This window comes from Enterobacter sp. 120016 (assembly GCF_018383635.1).
GTDB classification, from domain to species: domain Bacteria; phylum Pseudomonadota; class Gammaproteobacteria; order Enterobacterales; family Enterobacteriaceae; genus Enterobacter; species Enterobacter asburiae_D.
The window spans coordinates 63,872-84,184 of sequence record NZ_JAHAWC010000008.1; the positions used below are offsets into that span (position 1 = coordinate 63,872).

General features: G+C 58.8%; 16 protein-coding genes and 1 pseudogene. 13 read left to right on the forward strand and 4 right to left on the reverse strand.

Annotated elements, in window-relative coordinates:
- Positions 1-30 precede the first annotated feature (30 nt).
- Complete coding sequence (locus KIF87_RS13395; RefSeq protein ID WP_213328992.1) at positions 31-483, reverse strand: YhcH/YjgK/YiaL family protein; 453 nt, start codon at positions 481-483, stop codon at positions 31-33.
- A 675-nt stretch (positions 484-1,158) separates the two neighbouring features.
- On the opposite strand from KIF87_RS13395, the gene arcA reads away from it, so the two are divergent.
- The 5 genes from arcA (at position 1,159) to KIF87_RS13420 (ending at position 6,404) form a co-directional block, all read left to right on the forward strand.
- Positions 1,159-2,379 (forward strand): arginine deiminase, encoded by a 1,221-nt coding sequence (arcA, locus tag KIF87_RS13400; protein ID WP_047646513.1) that lies wholly within the window; start codon positions 1,159-1,161, stop codon positions 2,377-2,379.
- A gap of 10 nt (positions 2,380-2,389) precedes the next feature.
- Positions 2,390-3,301, forward strand: a complete 912-nt coding sequence (gene arcC / locus KIF87_RS13405; RefSeq protein WP_213328993.1) for a carbamate kinase — start codon at positions 2,390-2,392, stop codon at positions 3,299-3,301.
- Positions 3,302-3,394: 93 nt separating this feature from the next.
- Positions 3,395-4,399 carry an ornithine carbamoyltransferase gene (argF, locus tag KIF87_RS13410; protein WP_023310201.1) on the forward strand — a complete coding sequence of 335 codons (1,005 nt, stop codon included), beginning with the start codon at positions 3,395-3,397 and terminating at the stop codon, positions 4,397-4,399.
- A gap of 46 nt (positions 4,400-4,445) precedes the next feature.
- Positions 4,446-5,849 (forward strand): YfcC family protein, encoded by a 1,404-nt coding sequence (locus KIF87_RS13415; protein ID WP_213328994.1) that lies wholly within the window; start codon positions 4,446-4,448, stop codon positions 5,847-5,849.
- A 75-nt stretch (positions 5,850-5,924) separates the two neighbouring features.
- A complete protein-coding gene (locus tag KIF87_RS13420; RefSeq protein WP_023334317.1) occupies positions 5,925-6,404 on the forward strand; it encodes an arginine repressor in 480 nt (159 codons plus the stop codon).
- Positions 6,405-6,407: 3 nt separating this feature from the next.
- Here the strand turns inward: KIF87_RS13420 and KIF87_RS13425 are convergent.
- Positions 6,408-6,525 (reverse strand): annotated as a pseudogene (locus KIF87_RS13425) (hypothetical protein).
- Here KIF87_RS13425 and KIF87_RS13430 point away from each other — a divergent pair.
- From KIF87_RS13430 to gbpA, 5 genes are all read left to right on the forward strand, one after another.
- Entirely contained in the window at positions 6,505-6,609 is a 105-nt protein-coding gene (locus KIF87_RS13430) for a pyrBI operon leader peptide (protein WP_022646880.1), read from the forward strand. The pseudogene KIF87_RS13425 and the gene KIF87_RS13430 overlap by 21 nt on opposite strands.
- Positions 6,610-6,643: 34 nt before the next feature.
- Positions 6,644-7,576, forward strand: a complete 933-nt coding sequence (gene pyrB, locus KIF87_RS13435) for an aspartate carbamoyltransferase (RefSeq protein WP_213328995.1) — start codon at positions 6,644-6,646, stop codon at positions 7,574-7,576.
- Between the two features lie 12 nt (positions 7,577-7,588).
- On the forward strand, positions 7,589-8,050 hold the full coding sequence (gene pyrI / locus KIF87_RS13440; protein WP_023310197.1) for an aspartate carbamoyltransferase regulatory subunit: 462 nt from the start codon (positions 7,589-7,591) through the stop codon (positions 8,048-8,050).
- Positions 8,051-8,124: 74 nt separating this feature from the next.
- A complete protein-coding gene (gene ridA, locus KIF87_RS13445) occupies positions 8,125-8,511 on the forward strand; it encodes a 2-iminobutanoate/2-iminopropanoate deaminase (RefSeq protein ID WP_014882305.1) in 387 nt (128 codons plus the stop codon).
- A gap of 139 nt (positions 8,512-8,650) precedes the next feature.
- Complete coding sequence (gene gbpA, locus KIF87_RS13450) at positions 8,651-10,102, forward strand: N-acetylglucosamine-binding protein GbpA (RefSeq protein ID WP_213328996.1); 1,452 nt, start codon at positions 8,651-8,653, stop codon at positions 10,100-10,102.
- Between the two features lie 101 nt (positions 10,103-10,203).
- Here the strand turns inward: gbpA and KIF87_RS13455 are convergent, their stop codons facing one another.
- On the reverse strand, positions 10,204-12,588 hold the full coding sequence (locus KIF87_RS13455; RefSeq protein ID WP_213328997.1) for a beta-N-acetylhexosaminidase: 2,385 nt from the start codon (positions 12,586-12,588) through the stop codon (positions 10,204-10,206).
- Between the two features lie 202 nt (positions 12,589-12,790).
- Entirely contained in the window at positions 12,791-15,499 is a 2,709-nt protein-coding gene (mgtA, locus tag KIF87_RS13460; RefSeq protein WP_213328998.1) for a magnesium-translocating P-type ATPase, read from the reverse strand.
- Between the two features lie 391 nt (positions 15,500-15,890).
- On the opposite strand from mgtA, the gene treR reads away from it, so the two are divergent.
- The 3 genes from treR (at position 15,891) to treC (ending at position 20,081) form a co-directional block, all read left to right on the forward strand.
- Positions 15,891-16,838 carry a trehalose operon repressor TreR gene (gene treR, locus KIF87_RS13465; protein WP_213328999.1) on the forward strand — a complete coding sequence of 316 codons (948 nt, stop codon included), beginning with the start codon at positions 15,891-15,893 and terminating at the stop codon, positions 16,836-16,838.
- A 129-nt stretch (positions 16,839-16,967) separates the two neighbouring features.
- Positions 16,968-18,386: a PTS trehalose transporter subunit IIBC gene (gene treB / locus KIF87_RS13470; protein ID WP_047646668.1), complete on the forward strand. Its 1,419-nt coding sequence runs from the start codon at positions 16,968-16,970 to the stop codon at positions 18,384-18,386.
- A gap of 51 nt (positions 18,387-18,437) precedes the next feature.
- A complete protein-coding gene (gene treC, locus KIF87_RS13475) occupies positions 18,438-20,081 on the forward strand; it encodes an alpha,alpha-phosphotrehalase (protein WP_213329000.1) in 1,644 nt (547 codons plus the stop codon).
- Positions 20,082-20,313: the final 232 nt, after the last annotated feature.

Below are 20,313 nucleotides of genomic sequence, written 5' to 3' on the forward strand. Positions count from 1 at the left end.
CCCCTGGGAGAGGGCCGGGGTGAGGGAAAATTACTCCACCAACATTTTAACGACCACTTTCCTGACCTTCGCAGGCGTCCCCACCGCGCACAGCGGCTTGTGCACTTCACCCGGCCAGAACACTACAAAATCCCCTTCGCTCAGCACCACGGTTTTCTCCTGCTCGCCTTCCGGCAGGAACGCGATGTCTTTGTCCGCCAGCCAGTCGGTGTCCGGCACGCCGTGCGGCAGGGTGCTAAACGTCATCCCTTCCTGCCCCTTCATCACGATCTGAATATCCAGATAGCGCGCGTGGTACTCGGCGCGGCGCTCGGCGAACGGCTGGGTCGTGTCTTCAGAGACCAGATAAAACAGGCTGTTGCCGTTAATGTCGTGTTTCCCGAGCGGCGTGGCGTCGGTGACGTGGGCTTTAACGTGCTCAATGGCCTGGCGCAGATCGTCAGGCAGCCAGGACTGCAGATGGTGGATGTTGCCAATAATCATGTTTTAACCCTCAATATAAAACAATGTTTCATTTTTATCTTTTATACGAGAATCCCGGCTGCCATACCAGCCCTTTTTGGACGAGGTTTGAGCGAGCGCATGTTTATCGGGAAAGGTGTTAATTTGCTGTTAACCCTGCCCAGGCAATTATGCAGGGGTTATGCATAACCTCGATCAGCGCTTATCGCACGGCTGTTCTAACCTCTTGATCATGCTCTCTAATTAGCAAAACTCGTTGCCACCTCACACTTTACTGTTTTGATAATTTGCTCTAAAAATCCATAATTATTTATTGATTTTTCTTAAGTCAAAAATAGTTAATTGCATTAATTGCATAGCCATTCTCATACATAATATTTATCATTTAAAATCAGCCACATAACAACTTATTTCAAAAGATTAAAATCTACAAAATAATAACAACCTCAAATAATGCCACCGGATCCTGCTTAGCTATTCATCCCTCAATAATATGAAATTAATCATTATCTGATGCGAATCATGCAAATGAAAACAAACCCCTTAATATCCGGTTTCGCGTGAGCAATATCACAATACGGATTATTTAACTGCCTAGTATTAATCACGAAATCATTTGAGCTTAGCCGCCATGCAATTAAATACATCACATGGCGCATGCCCTTTTTATTCTGAAAAACAGTTAAAGGAATAATTATGGAAAAGCATTACGTCGGTTCTGAAATTGGTCAATTGCGTAGCGTTATGCTGCACCGCCCAAATTTAAGTCTGAAACGTTTAACGCCATCAAACTGTCAGGAGCTGCTTTTTGATGACGTGCTCTCGGTTGAGCGGGCGGGTGAGGAGCATGACATCTTCGCCAACACGCTGCGCGAGCAGGGTGTGGAAGTCCTGCTGTTGACCGACCTTCTGACACAAACCCTTGATATTGCAGAAGCGAAAGCCTGGCTGCTGGATACGCAAATCTCCGACTACCGCCTCGGCCCAACCTTTGCCGGCGACGTGCGCGGCTGGCTGGCGGATATGCCGCACCGTGAACTGGCGCGCAGGCTGAGCGGCGGATTAACCTACGGCGAAATTCCGGCGGCCATTAAAAATATGGTGGTGGATACCCACACGGCGAATGATTTTATTATGAAGCCGCTGCCTAACCATTTATTTACCCGCGACACCTCGTGCTGGATTTATAACGGCGTCTCTATTAACCCCATGGCGAAACCGGCCCGTCAGCGTGAAACCAATAACCTGCGGGCAATATATCGCTGGCACCCGGCGTTTGCCGACGGCGATTTTATTAAGTATTTCGGCGACGAGAATATTAATTACGACCACGCCACCTTAGAAGGCGGCGACGTATTGGTGATTGGCCGCGGGGCGGTACTGATCGGCATGTCCGAGCGCACGACGCCGCAGGGCGTGGAGTTCCTCGCCAACAGCCTGTTCAAACACCGCCAGGCCGAGCGCGTGATCGCCGTTGAGCTGCCAAAACACCGCTCCTGCATGCACCTCGACACCGTGATGACCCACATCGACGTTGACACCTTCTCCGTCTACCCGGAAGTGGTGCGCAAGGACGCCCAGTGCTGGACGCTCACCCCGGACGGACGCGGCGGCCTGCTGCGCACGCAGGAAACCGACCTGCTGCACGCCATCGAGAAAGCGCTCGGCATTAGCCAGGTGCGCCTGATCACCACCGGCGGCGACGCTTTTGAAGCCGAACGCGAGCAGTGGAACGACGCCAACAACGTGCTGACCCTCCGCCCGGGCGTGGTGATTGGCTACGAGCGCAACGTCTGGACCAACGAGAAGTACGACAAAGCGGGCATCACCGTGTTGCCCATCCCGGGCGACGAACTCGGACGCGGCCGCGGCGGCGCGCGCTGCATGAGCTGCCCGCTTGAACGCGACGGAATTTAAAGGAGCCATCATGGAACGAAAACCCACTCTGGTTGTGGCCCTGGGCGGCAACGCGCTGCTCAAGCGCGGCGAGCCGCTGGAAGCGGAGATCCAGCGCCAGAACATCGAGCAGGCCGCCCGCACTATCGCCGGGCTGACGGCACAGTGGCGCGTGGTGCTGGTGCACGGCAACGGCCCGCAGGTCGGGCTGCTGGCGCTGCAGAACAGCGCCTACGACAAAGTGACGCCCTACCCGCTGGACGTTCTCGGCGCCGAAAGCCAGGGAATGATCGGCTACATGCTCCAGCAGGCGCTGAAAAACAATCTGCCGCAGCGCGAGGTGAGCGTCCTGCTCACGCAGGTGGAAGTGGACCCCGCCGACCCGGCCTTCCGCAACCCGACCAAGTACATCGGCCCAGTGTACAGCGAAGCCCAGGCGAAAGCGCTGGCCGCGGAAAAAGGCTGGGTGTTCAAGGCCGACGGGAGCTACGTCCGCCGCGTGGTGCCGTCGCCGCAGCCGAAGCGCATCGTTGAGAGCGACGCCATCACCGCGCTGATTCAGCGTGACCACCTGGTGATCTGCAACGGCGGCGGCGGCGTGCCGGTAGTGGAGAACGCCAACGGCTATCGCGGGATTGAGGCGGTGATCGACAAAGACCTCTCCGCCGCCCTGCTGGCGAGGCAGATCGAGGCCGACGCCCTGCTGATCCTGACCGATGCCGACGCGGTGTACCTCGACTGGGGCAAGCCGACCCAGCGCCCGCTGGCGCAGGTAACGCCGGAGCTGCTCAGAGGCATGCAGTTCGACGCCGGATCGATGGGGCCGAAAGTGGCCGCCTGCCGCGAGTTTGTTGAAGCCTGCAACGGCATTGCCGGGATCGGCGCGCTGGCCGACGGTGCGGAGATCCTGGCGGGCGAGAAAGGCACGTTGATTCGTAACTGAGCACCCTTTCCCCTCACCCACTTCTCCCTCTCCCCGTGGGAGAGGGCCGGGGTGAGGGCATCAGACAGCTAAATTTTAAAAAGGATTTCCCACATGACCATCAACCTGAAAAACCGCAACTTCCTGAAACTGCTGGACTACACCCCGGCGGAGATCCAGTACCTGATCGACCTCGCCATCGAGCTGAAGGCCGCCAAAAAAGCCGGACGCGAAAAGCAAACCCTGGTCGGGAAAAACATCGCCCTGATCTTTGAAAAAACCTCCACCCGCACCCGCTGCGCATTCGAAGTGGGCGCGTTTGACCAGGGCGCGCAGGTCACCTACCTCGGCCCAAGCGGATCGCAGATCGGCCATAAAGAGTCGATGAAAGACACCGCCCGCGTATTAGGCCGTATGTATGACGGCATCGAATACCGCGGCTACGGCCAGGCCATCGTCGAAGAGCTGGGCGAATACGCGGGCGTGCCGGTGTGGAACGGCCTGACCGACGAGTTCCACCCCACGCAAATCCTCGCCGACCTAATGACCATGCTGGAGCACGCGCCGGGCAAAACCCTGCCGGAGCTGAGCTTTGCCTATCTCGGCGACGCGCGTAACAACATGGGCAACTCGCTGATGGTCGGGGCGGCCAAGATGGGGATGGATATCCGCCTCGTCGCGCCGAAATCCTTCTGGCCGGAAGCCGGGCTGGTTGAGCAGTGCCGCGCCATCGCGAAAGAGACGGGCGCGCGCATCACCCTCACCGACGACGTGGAAGAAGGCGTGCGGGGCACCGATTTCCTCTACACCGACGTGTGGGTCTCCATGGGCGAGCCGAAGGAGGCCTGGGCCGAGCGCGTCAGCCTGATGAAGCCTTATCAAATCAACGCGGACGTGATGAAGGCCACCGGCAACCCGAACGTCAAGTTCATGCACTGCCTGCCGGCGTTCCACAACGAGCACACCAAAGTGGGCCGCGAGATCGAGATGGCGTACGGCCTGAAGGGGCTGGAGGTGACGGAAGAGGTCTTCGAATCACCGAACTCCATCGTCTTCGACGAAGCAGAGAACCGCATGCACACCATTAAAGCGGTCATGGTGGCGACACTCGGCGACTAATCACCGCCCGGCGCGCCAAGGGGTGCGCCGGGTTAAGGAGCACATCATGGGCAAGTTTAAGTTTCCCTCCGCTTACACCATTCTCTTTTTTCTGATTGCCGTTGTGGCGGCGCTGAGCTGGGTCGTCCCCGCCGGTCAGTACCAGATGGCGATGAACGAAACCCTCGGTAAAGAAGTCCCGATTGCCGGAACGTACGCCCACGTGGCGGCGCATCCGCAGGGGCTGGTTTCCGTCCTGATGGCGCCGATTGCCGGGCTGTACGATCCGGTCTCCGGCCAGGCCGGGGCGATCGACGTGGCGCTGTTTATCCTGATCATCGGGGGATTTCTCGGGATCGTCACCAAAACTGGGGCGATTGACGCCGGGATCGAACGCGTCACCACCCGGCTGCGCGGGCGCGAGGAGTGGATGATCCCGATCCTGATGGCGCTGTTTGCCGCAGGCGGCACGATTTACGGCATGGCCGAAGAGTCGCTGCCGTTCTACACCCTGCTGGTGCCGGTGATGCTGGCCGCCCGGTTCGATCCGGTTGTCGCCGCCTCCACGGTGCTGCTCGGGGCGGGGATCGGCACGCTCGGCTCCACCATCAACCCCTTTGCCACGGTGATCGCCGCCAACGCCGCCGGGATCCCCTTCACCAACGGTATTGCCCTGCGCGTGGCGCTGCTGGTCATCGGCTGGATCATCTGCGTGGCGTGGGTGATGCGCTACGCCCGCAGGGTACGCCAGGATCCGTCGCTGTCGATCGTGGCGGACAAGCAGGAAGAGAACCGCGCCCATTTCCTCGGCGACAAGGGCGAACAGTCGCTGGAATTTACCCCGGTGCGCAAAATCATTCTGGTGATTTTCGCCCTCGCCTTCGCGGTGATGATCTACGGCGTGGCGGTGCTGGGCTGGTGGATGGCGGAGATCTCGGCGGTGTTTCTCGCCAGCGCGATTATCGTCGGCCTGATTGCCCGCATGAGCGAAGAGGAGCTGACCTCGACGTTTATCAACGGCGCGCGAGATTTGCTGGGCGTCGCGCTGATTATCGGCATCGCGCGCGGTATCGTAGTCATCATGGATAAGGGCATGATTACCCACACCATTTTGCACAGCGCGGAAGGACTGGTCAGCGGGTTGTCGACGGTGGCATTCATCAACGTGATGTACTGGCTGGAGGTCGTGCTGTCGTTTCTTGTGCCTTCTTCGTCCGGCCTGGCCGTTCTGACGATGCCGATCATGGCACCGCTTGCCGATTTCGCTAACGTCAACCGCGACCTGGTGGTCACGGCTTACCAGTCGGCCTCCGGCATCGTTAACCTGGTCACTCCCACCTCTGCCGTCGTGATGGGCGGGCTGGCTATCGCCCGCGTGCCCTACGTGCGTTATCTGAAATGGGTGGCGCCGCTGCTGGGGATATTAACGGTGGTGATTATGGCGGCGTTAAGCCTGGGGGCGTTGTTGTGACGTTTTGAAGTTGTAGGCCCGGTAAGCGTAGCGCCACCGGGCGTTTTGTTTCAGCCACTTACATGGGAAATAGTTATGACGGAATATGGTGATTACTCTCCAAAAGAACAGCTTCAGCTGACGGTCTGTCAGCGCCTGATCGCAGAAAAGAGTTATCTCTCTCAGGAGGAGATCCGCCGGGATTTGCAGGAGCGTGGTTTTGAGACCATCAGCCAGTCCACCGTTTCACGTCTGCTTAAATTGCTCGGTGTCATAAAAATTCGAAATGCCAAAGGGCTAAAGATTTATTCGCTGAATCCCCAGCTGCGCCCTGCCCCCGACGCCGCGCGTACCGTGTCCGAAATGGTGGTCAGCGTCGAGCATAATAGCGAGTTTATCCTTGTTCATACCGTCGCCGGATATGGCCGCGCGGTGGCGCGTATTCTGGATTATCACCAGCTACCGGAAATTTTAGGCGTGGTGGCTGGCAGCAGTATCGTCTGGGTCGCGCCCCGGGTCGTGAAGCGCACCGCACTGGTGCATAAGCAAATTAATTATTTACTCAGAACGCATTAATATTCATAAAGAACCGTTTGCATTGAGTAAAGCGTGCATTAAATCGCTTGATCCGAAAAGCGAGCTGCGTATAATGCCCGACAATTTGCCGGGAGGAAGCATGGTCAAGCGTGTACGACATAACGTCTTACCGCGTCTGAAATCAGACGCTGGCCTGCCGTTTTTCTTCCCGTTGCTAAACCTATTCCCAGAGCCCCTCATTTGAGGGGCTTTTTTTTGCCCGGCGTCAGGAGATAAACATGAATCCGCTTTATCAAAAACACATCATTTCCATAAACGACCTCAGCCGCGAAGAGCTGGAACTGGTTCTGGAAACCGCGGCAAAACTGAAGGCCAATCCGCAACCGGAGCTGCTGAAGCACAAGGTGATTGCGAGCTGCTTCTTCGAAGCCTCGACCCGCACCCGCCTCTCCTTTGAGACCTCCATGCACCGCCTGGGCGCGAACGTGGTGGGCTTCTCGGACAGCAGCAACACGTCGCTGGGTAAAAAAGGCGAGACCCTGGCGGATACCATTTCAGTGATCAGCACCTACGTCGACGCGATTGTGATGCGTCACCCGCAGGAGGGCGCGGCGCGCCTGGCGACCGAGTTTTCCGGCGGCATTCCGGTACTGAACGCCGGTGACGGTGCCAACCAGCACCCGACGCAGACCCTGCTGGATCTGTTCACCATTCAGGAGACGCAGGGCAAGCTCGAGAACCTGAACATCGCCATGGTCGGCGACCTGAAGTACGGCCGCACCGTCCACTCCCTGACCCAGGCGCTGGCGAAATTTAACGGCAACCGCTTCTTCTTCATCGCACCGGACGCGCTGGCGATGCCGCAGTACATTCTCGACATGCTGGATGAGAAAGGCATTCAGTGGAGCCTGCACGCCAGCATCGAAGAGGTGATGAGCCACGTGGATATTCTCTACATGACCCGCGTGCAGAAAGAGCGTCTGGACCCGTCCGAATACGCCAACGTGAAGGCGCAGTTCGTGCTGCGCGCCAGCGACCTCGAGGGCGCGCGCGACAACATGAAGGTGCTGCACCCTCTGCCGCGCATCGATGAGATCACCACAGACGTGGATAAAACGCCGCACGCCTGGTACTTCCAGCAGGCCGGAAACGGCATCTTCGCCCGCCAGGCGTTACTGGCACTGGTTCTGAATCGCGAATTGGCACTGTAAGGGGAAACGACCATGACACACGATAACAAACTCCAGGTTGAAGCCATCAAGCGTGGCACCGTGATTGACCACATCCCTGCGCAGGTGGGCTTTAAGCTGCTGACGCTGTTCAAACTGACCGAAACCGACCAGCGCATCACCATCGGCCTGAACCTGCCGTCCGGCGAGATGGGCCGCAAGGACCTGATTAAAATCGAGAACACCTTCCTGACCGACGAGCAGGTTAACCAGCTGTCGCTGTACGCGCCGGACGCCACCGTCAACCGCATCGACGAGTATGAAGTGGTGGGCAAATCCCGCCCGAGCCTGCCGGATCGCATCGAAAGCGTGCTGGTCTGCCCGAACAGCAACTGTATCAGCCACGCTGAGCCGGTTTCCTCCAGCTTTGCAGTGAAAAAACGCGCCGATGACATCGCGCTCAAATGCAAATACTGCGAAAAAGAGTTTTCTCATTATGTGGTGCTGGCCAACTAATTGAGGTTGGTAAAGGATCCCGGCCTCCCTATAATGGCCGGGACTCTTAAATCAGCTGTTATTCTGGAGAAATCATGACCAAAGTACTCGCGACGGAAAATGCACCAGCGGCTATCGGCCCATACGTTCAGGGCGTTGATCTGGGCAGCATGATCATCACTTCGGGCCAGATCCCGGTGAACCCAAAAACCGGTGAAGTGCCGGCCGACGTAGCGGCACAGGCGCGTCAGTCGCTGGAAAACGTGCAGGCAATCGTTGAATCTGCGGGCCTGAAAGTGGGCGACATCGTGAAAACTACCGTTTTCGTGAAAGATCTGAACGACTTCGCGACCGTTAACGCCACTTACGAAGCGTTCTTCACCGAGCACAACGCGACTTTCCCGGCGCGCTCCTGCGTTGAAGTGGCCCGTCTGCCAAAAGACGTAAAAATTGAAATTGAAGCGATTGCCGTACGTCGCTAATTTATTTCAATAAACAGAAGGCAGCGTAAGCTGCCTTTATTATTTCGGCTATTTTTACTCTCTGGATAAAATGACACATAGCCCAGTCCATTATTAGACTCCTCCTCGCCTAGTAATATTCTCTAATAATGGATGAGTAATGAAACTTTCAAAAATTGCACTTGCCGTCGCGACGTTAACCGTTGCGTCTTCCGCACTTGCTCACGGATATATTGAATCACCAGCCAGCCGCGCCTATATGTGTAAGCTCGGCCAAAACGTTGACTGCGGCTCCGTACAGTACGAACCACAGAGCGTAGAGAAAACCTCCGGCTTCCCGTCAGGCGCTGAGCCTGCGGACGGACACCTCGCCAGCGCGGGTATTTCTCAATATTCTCAGCTGGACAAACAGAGCCTGAACGCGTGGACCAAAAACCCGATGACGGCGGGTCCTCATCAGTTCGTCTGGCACCATACTGCGCCGCATAAAACCACCAACTGGCGTTATTACATTACCAAACAAAACTGGGATCCAAATAAACCTCTGACCCGCGACCAGTTTGAATTAACGCCATTCTGTACCATCAACGGTAATAATCAGGCACCGGCCGTCACGCAGTCTATGAACTGTAATGTGCCTGAGCGTACGGGCTATCAGGTTATTTACGGCGTGTGGGAAATTGCAGATACCTCGAACAGTTTCTATCAGGCCATTGACGTTGATTTCGGTAACGGCGGCAACGTTACGCCGGACGAAACGCCAGCGGTTGTTTCCCAGTGGAGCAAAACCCTGAGCGGCCAGATCGCGGGTAACAACCTGAACGCGGGCGATAAAGTGATTGCACGCTTCTTCGACGCGAATGGCGAAGTGACCTCTATGCGTACCGAAATGACCATCGGCTCAGCCGAGCAGGGCGACGCTAACCAGTGGTCTTACGATCTGGCGCAGAAAATCAACACCGCCCAGAGCGACGTGCGCGTCGGCGTGAAGGATGAAGCGGGTGAAATCAGCCCGGTTCACGGCGCAAACAGCGTATTCGTGAAAGACGGCAGCACGCTGCAGTCCGTGGCCGTCTCTTATGAAGAGCAGAAAGCGCAGGTGAATGAGACCATCGCCGTCACCGATCTGCAGTACAGCAAAATCGAGCATGGCAACGCGACCGTGACCTTCCACGTCAACACCAAAGGCGACGTGAATGTGGAAGCACACGTGATGAACCACCACGGTGCGGAAAAAGGCTACCTGAAGCAGGACATGAACAACGCCAACCAGGACGTGACCATGACCCTGAATGACGTGACGCCGGGCCACCACATGCTGAAATACTATGCGACCAACAAAGACGGCACGATGTTCGCCCAGGACGTGCTGAACCTGATGCTGGAAGGCGATGCCGCCGCGGACAGCACCGGTCATCACGACTTCACCTTCCCGGACAATATCGCCTCCTACAAGGCGGGTACCGTGGTGCTGCAGCCGAAAGACGGTAAGACCTACGAATGTAAGCCTTTCCCGTACAGCGGCTTCTGCGTTCAGTACAGCCCAACCGCAAACCAGTATGAGCCAGGCGTTGGCGCACACTGGAAAGAGGCGTGGGTTCTGAAGAACTGAGTTGCCTGATTCCCTCACCCTAACCCTCTCCCAAAGGGAGAGGGAACCGATCGAGCCCCTCGCCCCTTTGGGGAGAGGGGTTGGGGTGAGGGGTATTTTTTCTACTGATTCCGCGTCGCGCGCAGCAGCGTCTCCAGCGGATAGACCGCCGCAATCACCACCTCGTCCTGAACCTTCGCCGCGTTATCCAGCTCGCTCTGAATCGACGCGATCTCTTTGTCATCCAGCGTGCCCTGGCGCGCCACCAGATCCGTCAGCCTCAGGCCAATTGAGGCCAGCTTATCCACCTCCTGAATCACCGGCTTCATCGCCTTCAGCTGATAGCTGTTTTCGCTTAGCGCCAGCGCGTCGCTGGTGTTGCTCTGCCAGCGGTTAAAGACGTGGCGCAGCGCGTCAGCGCTTTCCGTGTCTTCCGCATCGCTCACCAGACGGTCCGCCCATTTGTGCATCTGGCGCACGGTGGCGCTTTCGGCGTTCAGCGCATCCGCGAAGCGGTTGAGCGGTTCAAACTGATGGTAGTTTCCCGCCTGGAACTTCAGGTGCTGACGGGTGTAATACTGCGCGGGCTCTACCGCCTGCGCGAGGATCTGCAGCGGCAGCGTGTCGGCATTCCCGGCGAGGCGCGTGAACTGCACCTGCTGCTGGGTATGCTGCTGCAGCCCGACCGACACCGTCGACCAGCTGTCCATCGCCTGCAGGCGGGTGTACATGTTGTCGACGTCGTTGACGTCCTTCGCGGACCATAAGCGTTCCGCCACCGCGAAGGCGCGCGGCCACAGGCGGATATCCAGCACCGGTGCGACCACGTTCTCCGCCCACAGCGCGGCTTCACCGCCGAGCAGGTTGGCCTGATTCGCTACGTCCGGCACGACCGGCGGAATACCTTTCGGCACCTCGTCCAGACGCGTACCGCTGATTGGGTAGCGCGTGTTCCCCACCAGGAAATAGCCGCTCAGCCTGTCGTTATCGACGGAGACCACCGGGCGCGTTTCGCCCATCCAGGTGTCGACGGTGAAGGTCACCTGATTGTCGTCACGCCATTCAATATCCTGCACCGCGCGGCGGGATTTCCCGGCAAAATCAATAAATCCGCGCCAGCCGGCATCCCCTTTCACCAGCGTGAAGCTCCCCTCCACCGGCTTGCCCTTCAGGCGCGGCATGGTGAAGGCCCAGCTCTGGACGCTGTCGGTGTCGGCAATCACATCCACGCCGTTCAGCCCCTGCGGGACAATTTCATTGCGATAGTGATAGGCGGTGGACTGGGGCTGGTCGAGATAGAAGCCCGTCGAGAGAATCCCTTTGTAGCCGTTCTGCGCCACCTGCCCCAGCGCGTCCTGCCCCTGCCAGGACTGGATCAGAATGCTTTTCGGCAGGTCGGGATGGTAGATCTCGTCCCAGCCGACCATTTGCCGGTGGTGTTTCTCGAGGATCATCTCCAGCCTGCGGTTGAAATACGCCTGCAGCGCGTGGCTGTCTGCCAGCCTGTTGTCGCGCATGAAATTCTGGATCGCGGCGTTCGCTTTCCACTGGCTGTCGTCGACCTCATCGCCGCCGATATGCAGATACGGATCGGGGAAGATCGCCGCCAGTTCGCTGACCATCGCGTCGGCAAAGGTGTAGGTTGCCTCTTTTGTCGGATCCAGCACCGGCTTCAGCACGCCCCAGTGGCGCTCCATAGCGTACGGCCCCGGGGCGCTCATCAGCTCCGGATAGGCCACGGCAATCGCCGAGGCGTGGCCCGGCATGTCGATTTCCGGCACCACGCGGATACCGCGCTCGGCGGCGTAACGCACCACCTCGCGCATCTGTTCAGGGGTGTAGAACAGCCCGTCGCTGGCAAGCTGCGTCAGCTTAGGGTAGCGCTTCGTGCTGAAGCGCCAGCCCTGATCGTCGGTCAGGTGCCAGTGCAGAACGTTGAGCTTCGCCGCGGCCATGCCGTCAATCTGGCGCTTGATATCCGGCAGTGGGATAAAGTGGCGCGCCGAATCGAGCAGCAGCCCGCGCCACGGGAAGCGCGGCGAATCTTCGATGGTGACCCACGGCAGCGAGGTGTTTTCCGCCCCGTTCTGCATCAGCTGGAGCAGGGTTTCCATGGCGCGCAGCGCGCCGAAGCGGGTGTTGGCGGAGATATCGACGCCGTTGGCGTCCACCGTGAGCCTATAGCTTTCATCGCTGTCCGGCAGCGGCTGCGGCTTGACCTTTTTGGCAATCGCGATGCGGATGGTCGGTTTGTCTGGCTTTTCAGCCTGCGGCTGCAGCGTCCAGCCGGTTTGCAGGGCAATGCGCTGGCGCAGGCGGTTGACCGCGTCGCCCAGATCGTCGCCGCTGACGCTGACAGAGATTTTATCGTTAAGCACCAGCGCGCCCTGGGTCGTCGGGCGTTCGACCTTCGCAGGCCAGGGCATCAGGGGGAGATCGCCTGCCGGAGCGGCAAAGGCTGAGGCGCCGAGCATCAGCCCGGCGGTTAAGAGACTGTACCGTAACATGAATGTTCCTTATCTGACGGGCCAAATAAAGGCAAAACATTCTGTTAACATGCGCTCAATTTGTCGTCAAGCGAATGCGCCGACGGAGATCACAGGTTGTTGAATTTGGGAGGAAAGCTATTGCCCGGTGGCGCTGCGCTTACCGGGCCTACGTTTCGTAAGTAGGCCGGGTAAGGCGAAGCCGCCACCCGGCAAACATAACTTACTGCCACCCGTACCGACGCGCATAGAATCCTTTCACCATCTGCGTCAGCACCATGTAGCCCGCGAGGATAGCCACCAGCCACGGGAAGTAGCTCAGCGGCAGCGCCTGGAGCTGCAGGTAGCCTGCCAGCGGTGAGAATGGCAGCGCGATACCCAGCGCCATCACAATCCCCGTCATCACAATCAGCGGCCACGCGGCACGGCTCTGGATGAACGGAATGCGGCGCGTACGGATCATGTGCACAATCAGCGTCTGCGACAGCAGGCCTACCACGAACCAGCCGGACTGGAACAGCGTCTGATGTTCCGGGGTGTTGGCGTGGAACACAAACCACATCAGGCAGAAGGTCAGGATGTCAAAGATAGAGCTGATCGGGCCAAAGAACAGCATAAAGCGCCCCAGATCCGCCGGGTTCCAGTGCTGCGGCTTCTGGATCTGCTCGTCGTCTACGTTATCAAACGGGATCGCCACCTGAGACACGTCGTACATCAGGTTCTGGATCAGCAGATGCAGCGGCAGCATCGGCAGGAACGGCAGAAACGCGCTCGCCACCAGCACGCTGAAGACGTTACCGAAGTTGGAGCTGGCGGTCATTTTGATGTACTTGAGCATGTTGGCAAAGGTACGGCGACCTTCGATCACGCCCTCCTCCAGCACCATCAGGCTCTTTTCCAGCAGGATAATGTCCGCCGCTTCGCGGGCGATATCCACCGCGCCGTCCACGGAGATACCGATATCCGCCGCGCGCAGCGCGGGCGCGTCGTTGATGCCGTCGCCCATAAAGCCCACCACGTGCCCTTCGCGCTTGAGCAGGGTGACGATGCGCTCTTTGTGCATCGGCGTCAGGCGGGCAAACAGCGTGGTACGCTGGGCAAGCTTCGCCAGTTCGTCGTCAGAGAGATGTTCAATATCGCTCCCCACGACCACGTCGCCCGCGTCCAGCCCCACTTCATGGCACACTTTGGCCGCCACCAGCTCGCTGTCGCCGGTGAGAATTTTGACGGTAATGCCGCTCGCCTTCAGCGCCTTCAGCGCCGGCGCGGTGGTCTCTTTCGGCGGATCGAGGAATGCGATGTAACCCTCGAGGATCAGATCGGATTCGTCGATACGCTGATAGTCACCCTCGCGCGCGGGCAGGAACTTGCTCGCGACCGCCACGACGCGCAGCCCCTGACGGTTCAGGTTGTCGGTGACGCGCTTGATGCGGCGCAGCATGGTGTCGTCCAGCGGCACGATGTCGCCGTTATAGCGAACCTGCGTCGACACGTTGAGGATCTCCTGCAGCGCGCCTTTGCAGATCAGCTGGTGCACGTCCGTCTGCTCGCTCACCACCACCGACATGCGGCGGCGCTCGAAGTCGAACGGGATCTCATCCACCTTCTGCCAGCGGCCGGAGAGCGTGCGGGCGGACTCTTCATCCACCCCTTCCAGCACCGCGACGTCGAGCAGGTTTTTCAGCCCGGTCTGGTAATGGCTGTTCAGCCACGCGCTGTGCAGAACGCGCTCGCTGGTTTTGCCGGAGATATCGGTGTGGTTCTCCAGCACGATTTTATCCTGCGTCAGGGTGCCGGTTTTATCGGTGCAGAGAATGTCCATCGCGCCAAAGTTCTGGATGGCGTCGAGGTGTTTAACGATCACTTTCTGTTTAGAGAGCTTCACCGCCCCACGCGCCAGCGTGGAGGTGACGATCATCGGCAGCATTTCCGGCGTCAGGCCTACGGCCACGGAGAGCGCGAACAGCGCCGCTTCCCACCAGTCGCCTTTGGTGTAGCCGTTGATCAGCAGCACGATCGGCGTCATCACCATCATAAAGCGGATCAGCAGCATGCTGACGCGGCCAATGCCTTTCTGGAAGGCGTTCGGCTCGCTCTCCTGCTCGCTGACGCGTCCGGCAAGCTGACCAAACCAGGTGTTGCCCCCGGTGGCGGTGACAATCGCCTGCGCGGTGCCGCTGACCACCGTGGTGCCCATAAAGCACAGGGTGTCGCACTCGAGCGGGTTCATCTGCTGCGGGTCGCGGCTGCGCGCCACCTTTTCAACGGGCAGGGATTCCCCGGTCAGGGAGGCCTGCGCGACGAACAGATCGCGCGCCTGGATGATGCGTAAATCCGCCGGGATCATGTCCCCTGCCGCCAGCTTCACCAGATCGCCCGGCACCAGCTGGTCGATAGGCAGCTCCACCCAGGCGTTTTCGCCGAGATCGTTAATCACGCGCGAGACGGTCGCGGTGTTGCTGACCATCGCCTTCAGGGCGTCCGCCGCTTTGGTGGAGCGGGCTTCCTGAATGAAGTTCAGCAGCGTGGAGATGCCGACCATCAGGGCAATGACGCCTGCGGCAAACAGATCTTCAGTGGCGTAGGAGATGATGCCCAGCACCGTCAGCAGCAGGTTGAACGGGTTGCGGTAGCAGAGCCACAGGTGCACCCACCACGGAGACGGCTTCTGCGCCGGAATTTGGTTATCGCCTTGCACGGCGCGGATTTTTTCCACTTCGGACGCGTTTAGCCCTTCCGGGTGTCCGCCGAACGCGCGCCAGACTTCGTTTTCATCCATCGCCGCCACGTTCAGGCAGCGTTCGGTCAGGGACGCGGGGATCGCCGCCCCCGCCATGTTTTTGGCGTTTGGCAGCGGGTCGCGCTGAACAAGACGGTGTGGCAGGTGGCGGCTCAGCAGGGCCTGCAGCTGCCGGGTGATATTTTTAAACATAGTCATTCCTCCACATCCGCTAATGCGGACGCAGCATTTCCTTCAGGCGTGGCAAGGCCGTACCTGAGAGGCACTCAATTTTTCAAGCAGGAACGTTTGTGGCGTTGCTGCCTCACATCACCGGTGAGTCAGCAACAGGCTGGCTTACCGGAAAGAACGCATTCTCCCGTTCAGGAGAGGTGTGGGATCGGGATCCATGAAGCCTCCGGTAAGTAAAAAGTAGGGTGTCGCCGCGCAGTATAAGGATTTAAGCGTACCCTTTGTGACCATTCGGGCGGTATTATACCCCCCTGCAAATAAACCGAACGTAAACCAGACTTTGCCCATAGCGAAATCGCGCTATAGCATTAGGCTCAATTCATTACACCGTCGTTGTTACAGGGAATACAGCATGCAGAACCGCCTAACGATTAAAGACATCGCACGTTTAAGCGGCGTGGGGAAATCGACCGTCTCACGCGTGCTGAACAACGAGAGCGGCGTCAGCGAACGCACCCGCGAGCGCGTTGAGGCGGTCATGAATCAGCACGGTTTTTCCCCTTCCCGCTCCGCGCGCGCCATGCGCGGGCAGAGTGACAAAGTCGTCGCCATTATTGTCTCGCGTCTGGACTCTCTGTCTGAAAACCTCGCCGTGCAGACCATGCTGCCCGCCTTTTATGAGCAGGGGTATGATCCGATCATGATGGAGAGTCAGTTCTCTCCACAGCTGGTTGAAGAGCATCTGGGTATGCTCCAGCGGCGCAACATTGATGGCGTGGTGCTGTTCGGCTTTACCGGCATTAAAGACGAGATGCTGAAACCCTGGCAGCCTTCGCTGGTGCTGCTGGCGCGCGATGCCCACGGCTTTGCCTCCGTCTGCTATGACGACGAGGGCGCGATTATCACCCTGATGCAGCGCCTGTTTGACGAAGGCCATCGCCACATCAGCTTCCTCGGGGTACCGCACGCGGACGTCACCACCGGCAAGCGCCGTCACGAGGCCTACCTGGCCTTTTGCAAAAGCCACAATCTCTCCGCCGTGGCCTCCCTGCCGGGGCTGGGCATGAAGCAGGGCTACGAGCAGGTCGCCAGCGTTCTGACGCCCCAGACCACCGCGCTGGTGTGCGCCACCGATACCCTTGCGCTGGGTGCCAGCAAATATCTGCAGGAGCAGCGCATCGATAACCTGCAGGTGGCGAGCGTCGGCAGCACGCCGCTGATGAAGTTCCTGCACCCGGAGATCATCACCGTCGATCCGGGCTACGCCGAGTCCGGCAGACAGGCCGCCACGCAGCTGATCGAGCAGATCAACGGGCGCGCTGACCCGCGTCAGATCGTTATTCCCGCTCACCTTTCGTAACCCCCCTAAAACAGATTATTGTGATCTTCGCCCGATTTCGGGAACGTTCCCATTTTCGCCGTCACGCTGAAGGAGTAGGCTTGCGCTCAGGTCATTACACCCCCTCACCATCTGTCATGAGGTTTCATGATGAGTAAAGTCAAACAAGCAGATATCGATCGGCTGATCGTCCTGGTCGGCGGCCGCGAGAACATCGCCACCGTCAGCCATTGCATTACCCGCCTGCGCTTCGTGCTGAACGATCCGGCCAAAGCCAACCCGAAGGCCATTGAAGAACTTTCCATGGTTAAAGGCTGCTTCACCAACGCCGGGCAGTTCCAGGTCGTTATTGGTACCGAAGTGGGCGATTACTATCAGGCTCTGCTGGCAACCACCGGGCACTCCTCCGCCGATAAAGAGCAGGCGAAGAAGGCCGCGCGCCAGAACATGAAGTGGCACGAGCAGCTGATTTCCCACTTCGCGGAGATTTTCTTCCCGCTGCTGCCCGCGCTGATCAGCGGGGGCTTAATCTTAGGCTTCCGTAACGTCATCGGCGATGTGCCGATGAGCGACGGCAAAACGCTGGCGCAGATGTACCCGGCGCTGCAAAGCATCTACGACTTCCTGTGGCTGATTGGCGAAGCCATCTTCTTCTATCTGCCGGTCGGGATCTGCTGGTCCGCGGTGCGCAAAATGGGCGGCACGCCGATTCTCGGTATCGTGCTGGGCGTCACGCTGGTCTCTCCACAGTTAATGAACGCTTACTTACTTGGGCAACAGGTGCCTGAGGTGTGGAACTTCGGCCTGTTTACCATCGCCAAAGTGGGCTATCAGGCGCAGGTCATTCCGGCATTGCTGGCCGGTCTGGCGCTGGGCTTTATTGAAACGCGCCTGAAGCGCATCGTGCCGGATTACCTCTATCTGGTGGTGGTGCCGGTCTGCTCGCTGATTCTGGCGGTGTTCCTGGCGCACGCCTTTATCGGTCCGTTTGGCCGCATGATCGGCGACGGCGTGGCCTTCGCGGTGCGTCACCTGATGACCGGCAGCTTCGCGCCGATTGGTGCCGCGCTGTTTGGCTTCCTGTACGCCCCGCTGGTGATCACCGGCGTGCACCAGACCACACTGGCTATCGACATGCAGATGATTCAAAGCCTCGGCGGCACGCCTGTCTGGCCGATTATCGCCCTGTCTAACATTGCGCAGGCCTCTGCGGTGACCGGCATCATCATCGTCAGCCGTAAGCACAACGAGCGTGAGATCTCCGTTCCGGCAGCCATCTCCGCCTACCTCGGCGTCACCGAACCGGCGATGTACGGTATCAACCTGAAATACCGCTTCCCGATGCTCTGCGCGATGATCGGTTCCGGTCTGGCGGGCCTGGTGTGCGGCCTGAACGGCGTGATGGCGAACGGGATTGGTGTCGGCGGCCTGCCGGGCATCCTCTCCATCCAGCCCGCTTACTGGCAGGTGTTTGCGCTGGCGATGGCCATCGCGATAATCGTCCCAATGGCGCTCACCACCGTGGTTTACCAGCGCAAGTTCCGTCAGGGCTCGCTGCAGATTGTTTAATTCTCTCTTTCGGGGCGCAGTTGCGCCCCTTCGCATTTGCAGGAACGCACTATGAATACTCTCCCTCAATGGTGGCAGAACGGCGTCATCTATCAGATTTACCCAAAGAGCTTCCAGGACACTACCGGCAGCGGCACCGGCGATTTACGCGGCGTGACGCAGCGCCTGGACTACCTGAAAACCCTCGGCATCGACGCCATCTGGCTGACGCCGTTTTATATCTCCCCGCAGGTGGATAACGGCTACGACGTGGCGAATTACACCGCCATCGACCCGGCTTACGGCACGCTGGATGATTTCGACGAGCTGGTTGCCCAGGCGCACGAGCGCGGCATCCGCATCGTGCTGGACATGGTGTTTAACCACACCTCCACGCAGCACGCCTGGTTCCGCGAGTCGCTGAACAAAGCGAGCCCGTACCGCCAGTTCTACATCTGGCGCGACGGCACCCCGGAACAGCTGCCCAACAACTGGCGATCCAAGTTTGGCGGCAACGCCTGGCGCTGGCACGCCGAGAGCGAGCAGTACTATCTGCACCTGTTCGCCCCGGAGCAGGCGGATCTCAACTGGGAAAACCCGGCGGTGCGCGCCGAGCTGAAAAAAGTGTGCGAATTCTGGGCCGATCGCGGCGTGGACGGCCTGCGTCTGGACGTGATTAACCTGATTTCAAAAGACCAGGATTTCCCGGACGACAACATCGGAGACGGCCGCCGCTTCTACACGGACGGGCCGCGCGTTCACGAATATCTGCAGGAGATGAGCCGCGACGTCTTCACCCCGCGCAACCTGATGACGGTGGGCGAGATGTCCTCGACCTCGCTGGAGAACTGCCAGCAGTACGCGTCGCTCGACGGAAGCGAGCTGTCGATGACCTTTAACTTCCACCACCTGAAGGTAGACTACCCCGGCGGCGAAAAGTGGACGAAGGCGAAGCCGGACTTCGTGGCGCTAAAAACCCTCTTCCGCCACTGGCAGCAGGGGATGCACAACAAAGCCTGGAACGCGCTGTTCTGGTGTAACCACGATCAGCCGCGCATCGTGTCGCGCTTTGGTGACGAAGGGGAATACCGCGTTCATGCCGCGAAGATGCTCGGCATGGTGCTGCACGGCATGCAGGGCACGCCGTATATCTATCAGGGCGAAGAGCTGGGGATGACCAACCCGCACTTCAGCCGCATCACCGACTATCGCGACGTGGAAAGCCTGAACATGTTCGCGGAACTACGGGCCAGCGGCCGCGAGCCGGATGAACTGCTGGCGATTCTGGCGAGTAAGTCCCGTGATAACGGACGAACCCCAATGCAGTGGGACGCCTCGCACAATGCGGGCTTTACCGAGGGCGAGCCGTGGATTGGCGTCTGCGATAACTACGAAACGGTGAACGCCCGCGCGGCGCTGGACGACCCGGATTCGGTGTTCTACACCTACCAGTCGCTGATTAGCCTGCGCAAGACTCTGCCGGTGCTGACGTGGGGAGATTATGAAGACCTCCTGCCGGAACATCCTTCCCTGTGGTGTTACCGCCGTCAGTGGCAGGGGCAGACGCTGATAGTGGCGGCAAACCTGAGTCATACGCCTCAGGAATGGGAAACGGACGTTCTTAGCGGTCAGCCGCAGGTCCTGATGAGTAACTATCCGGCACCGCAAACGACGTCGCTCCGTCCGTTTGAAGCCGTCTGGTGGTTGCAGCAGTAACGTTCCCTGCCGGGTGCCTCCAGCACCCGGCTTATTTTACTGTTTTTGTTGAATAATTAATCAGATTTTTCTCGCACGCCTTTACAATCGCTGAAGCGCCCGCCGTTTGTACTCTCGTCTTTTTACTTTGTTCTGCATCAAATAAATCGCAAACATGTTTGATGCAAATCACTATATGTAGCACTTAAAATGCACGCCGACCCAACATCTTGTATTTATCGTCTACTATTCC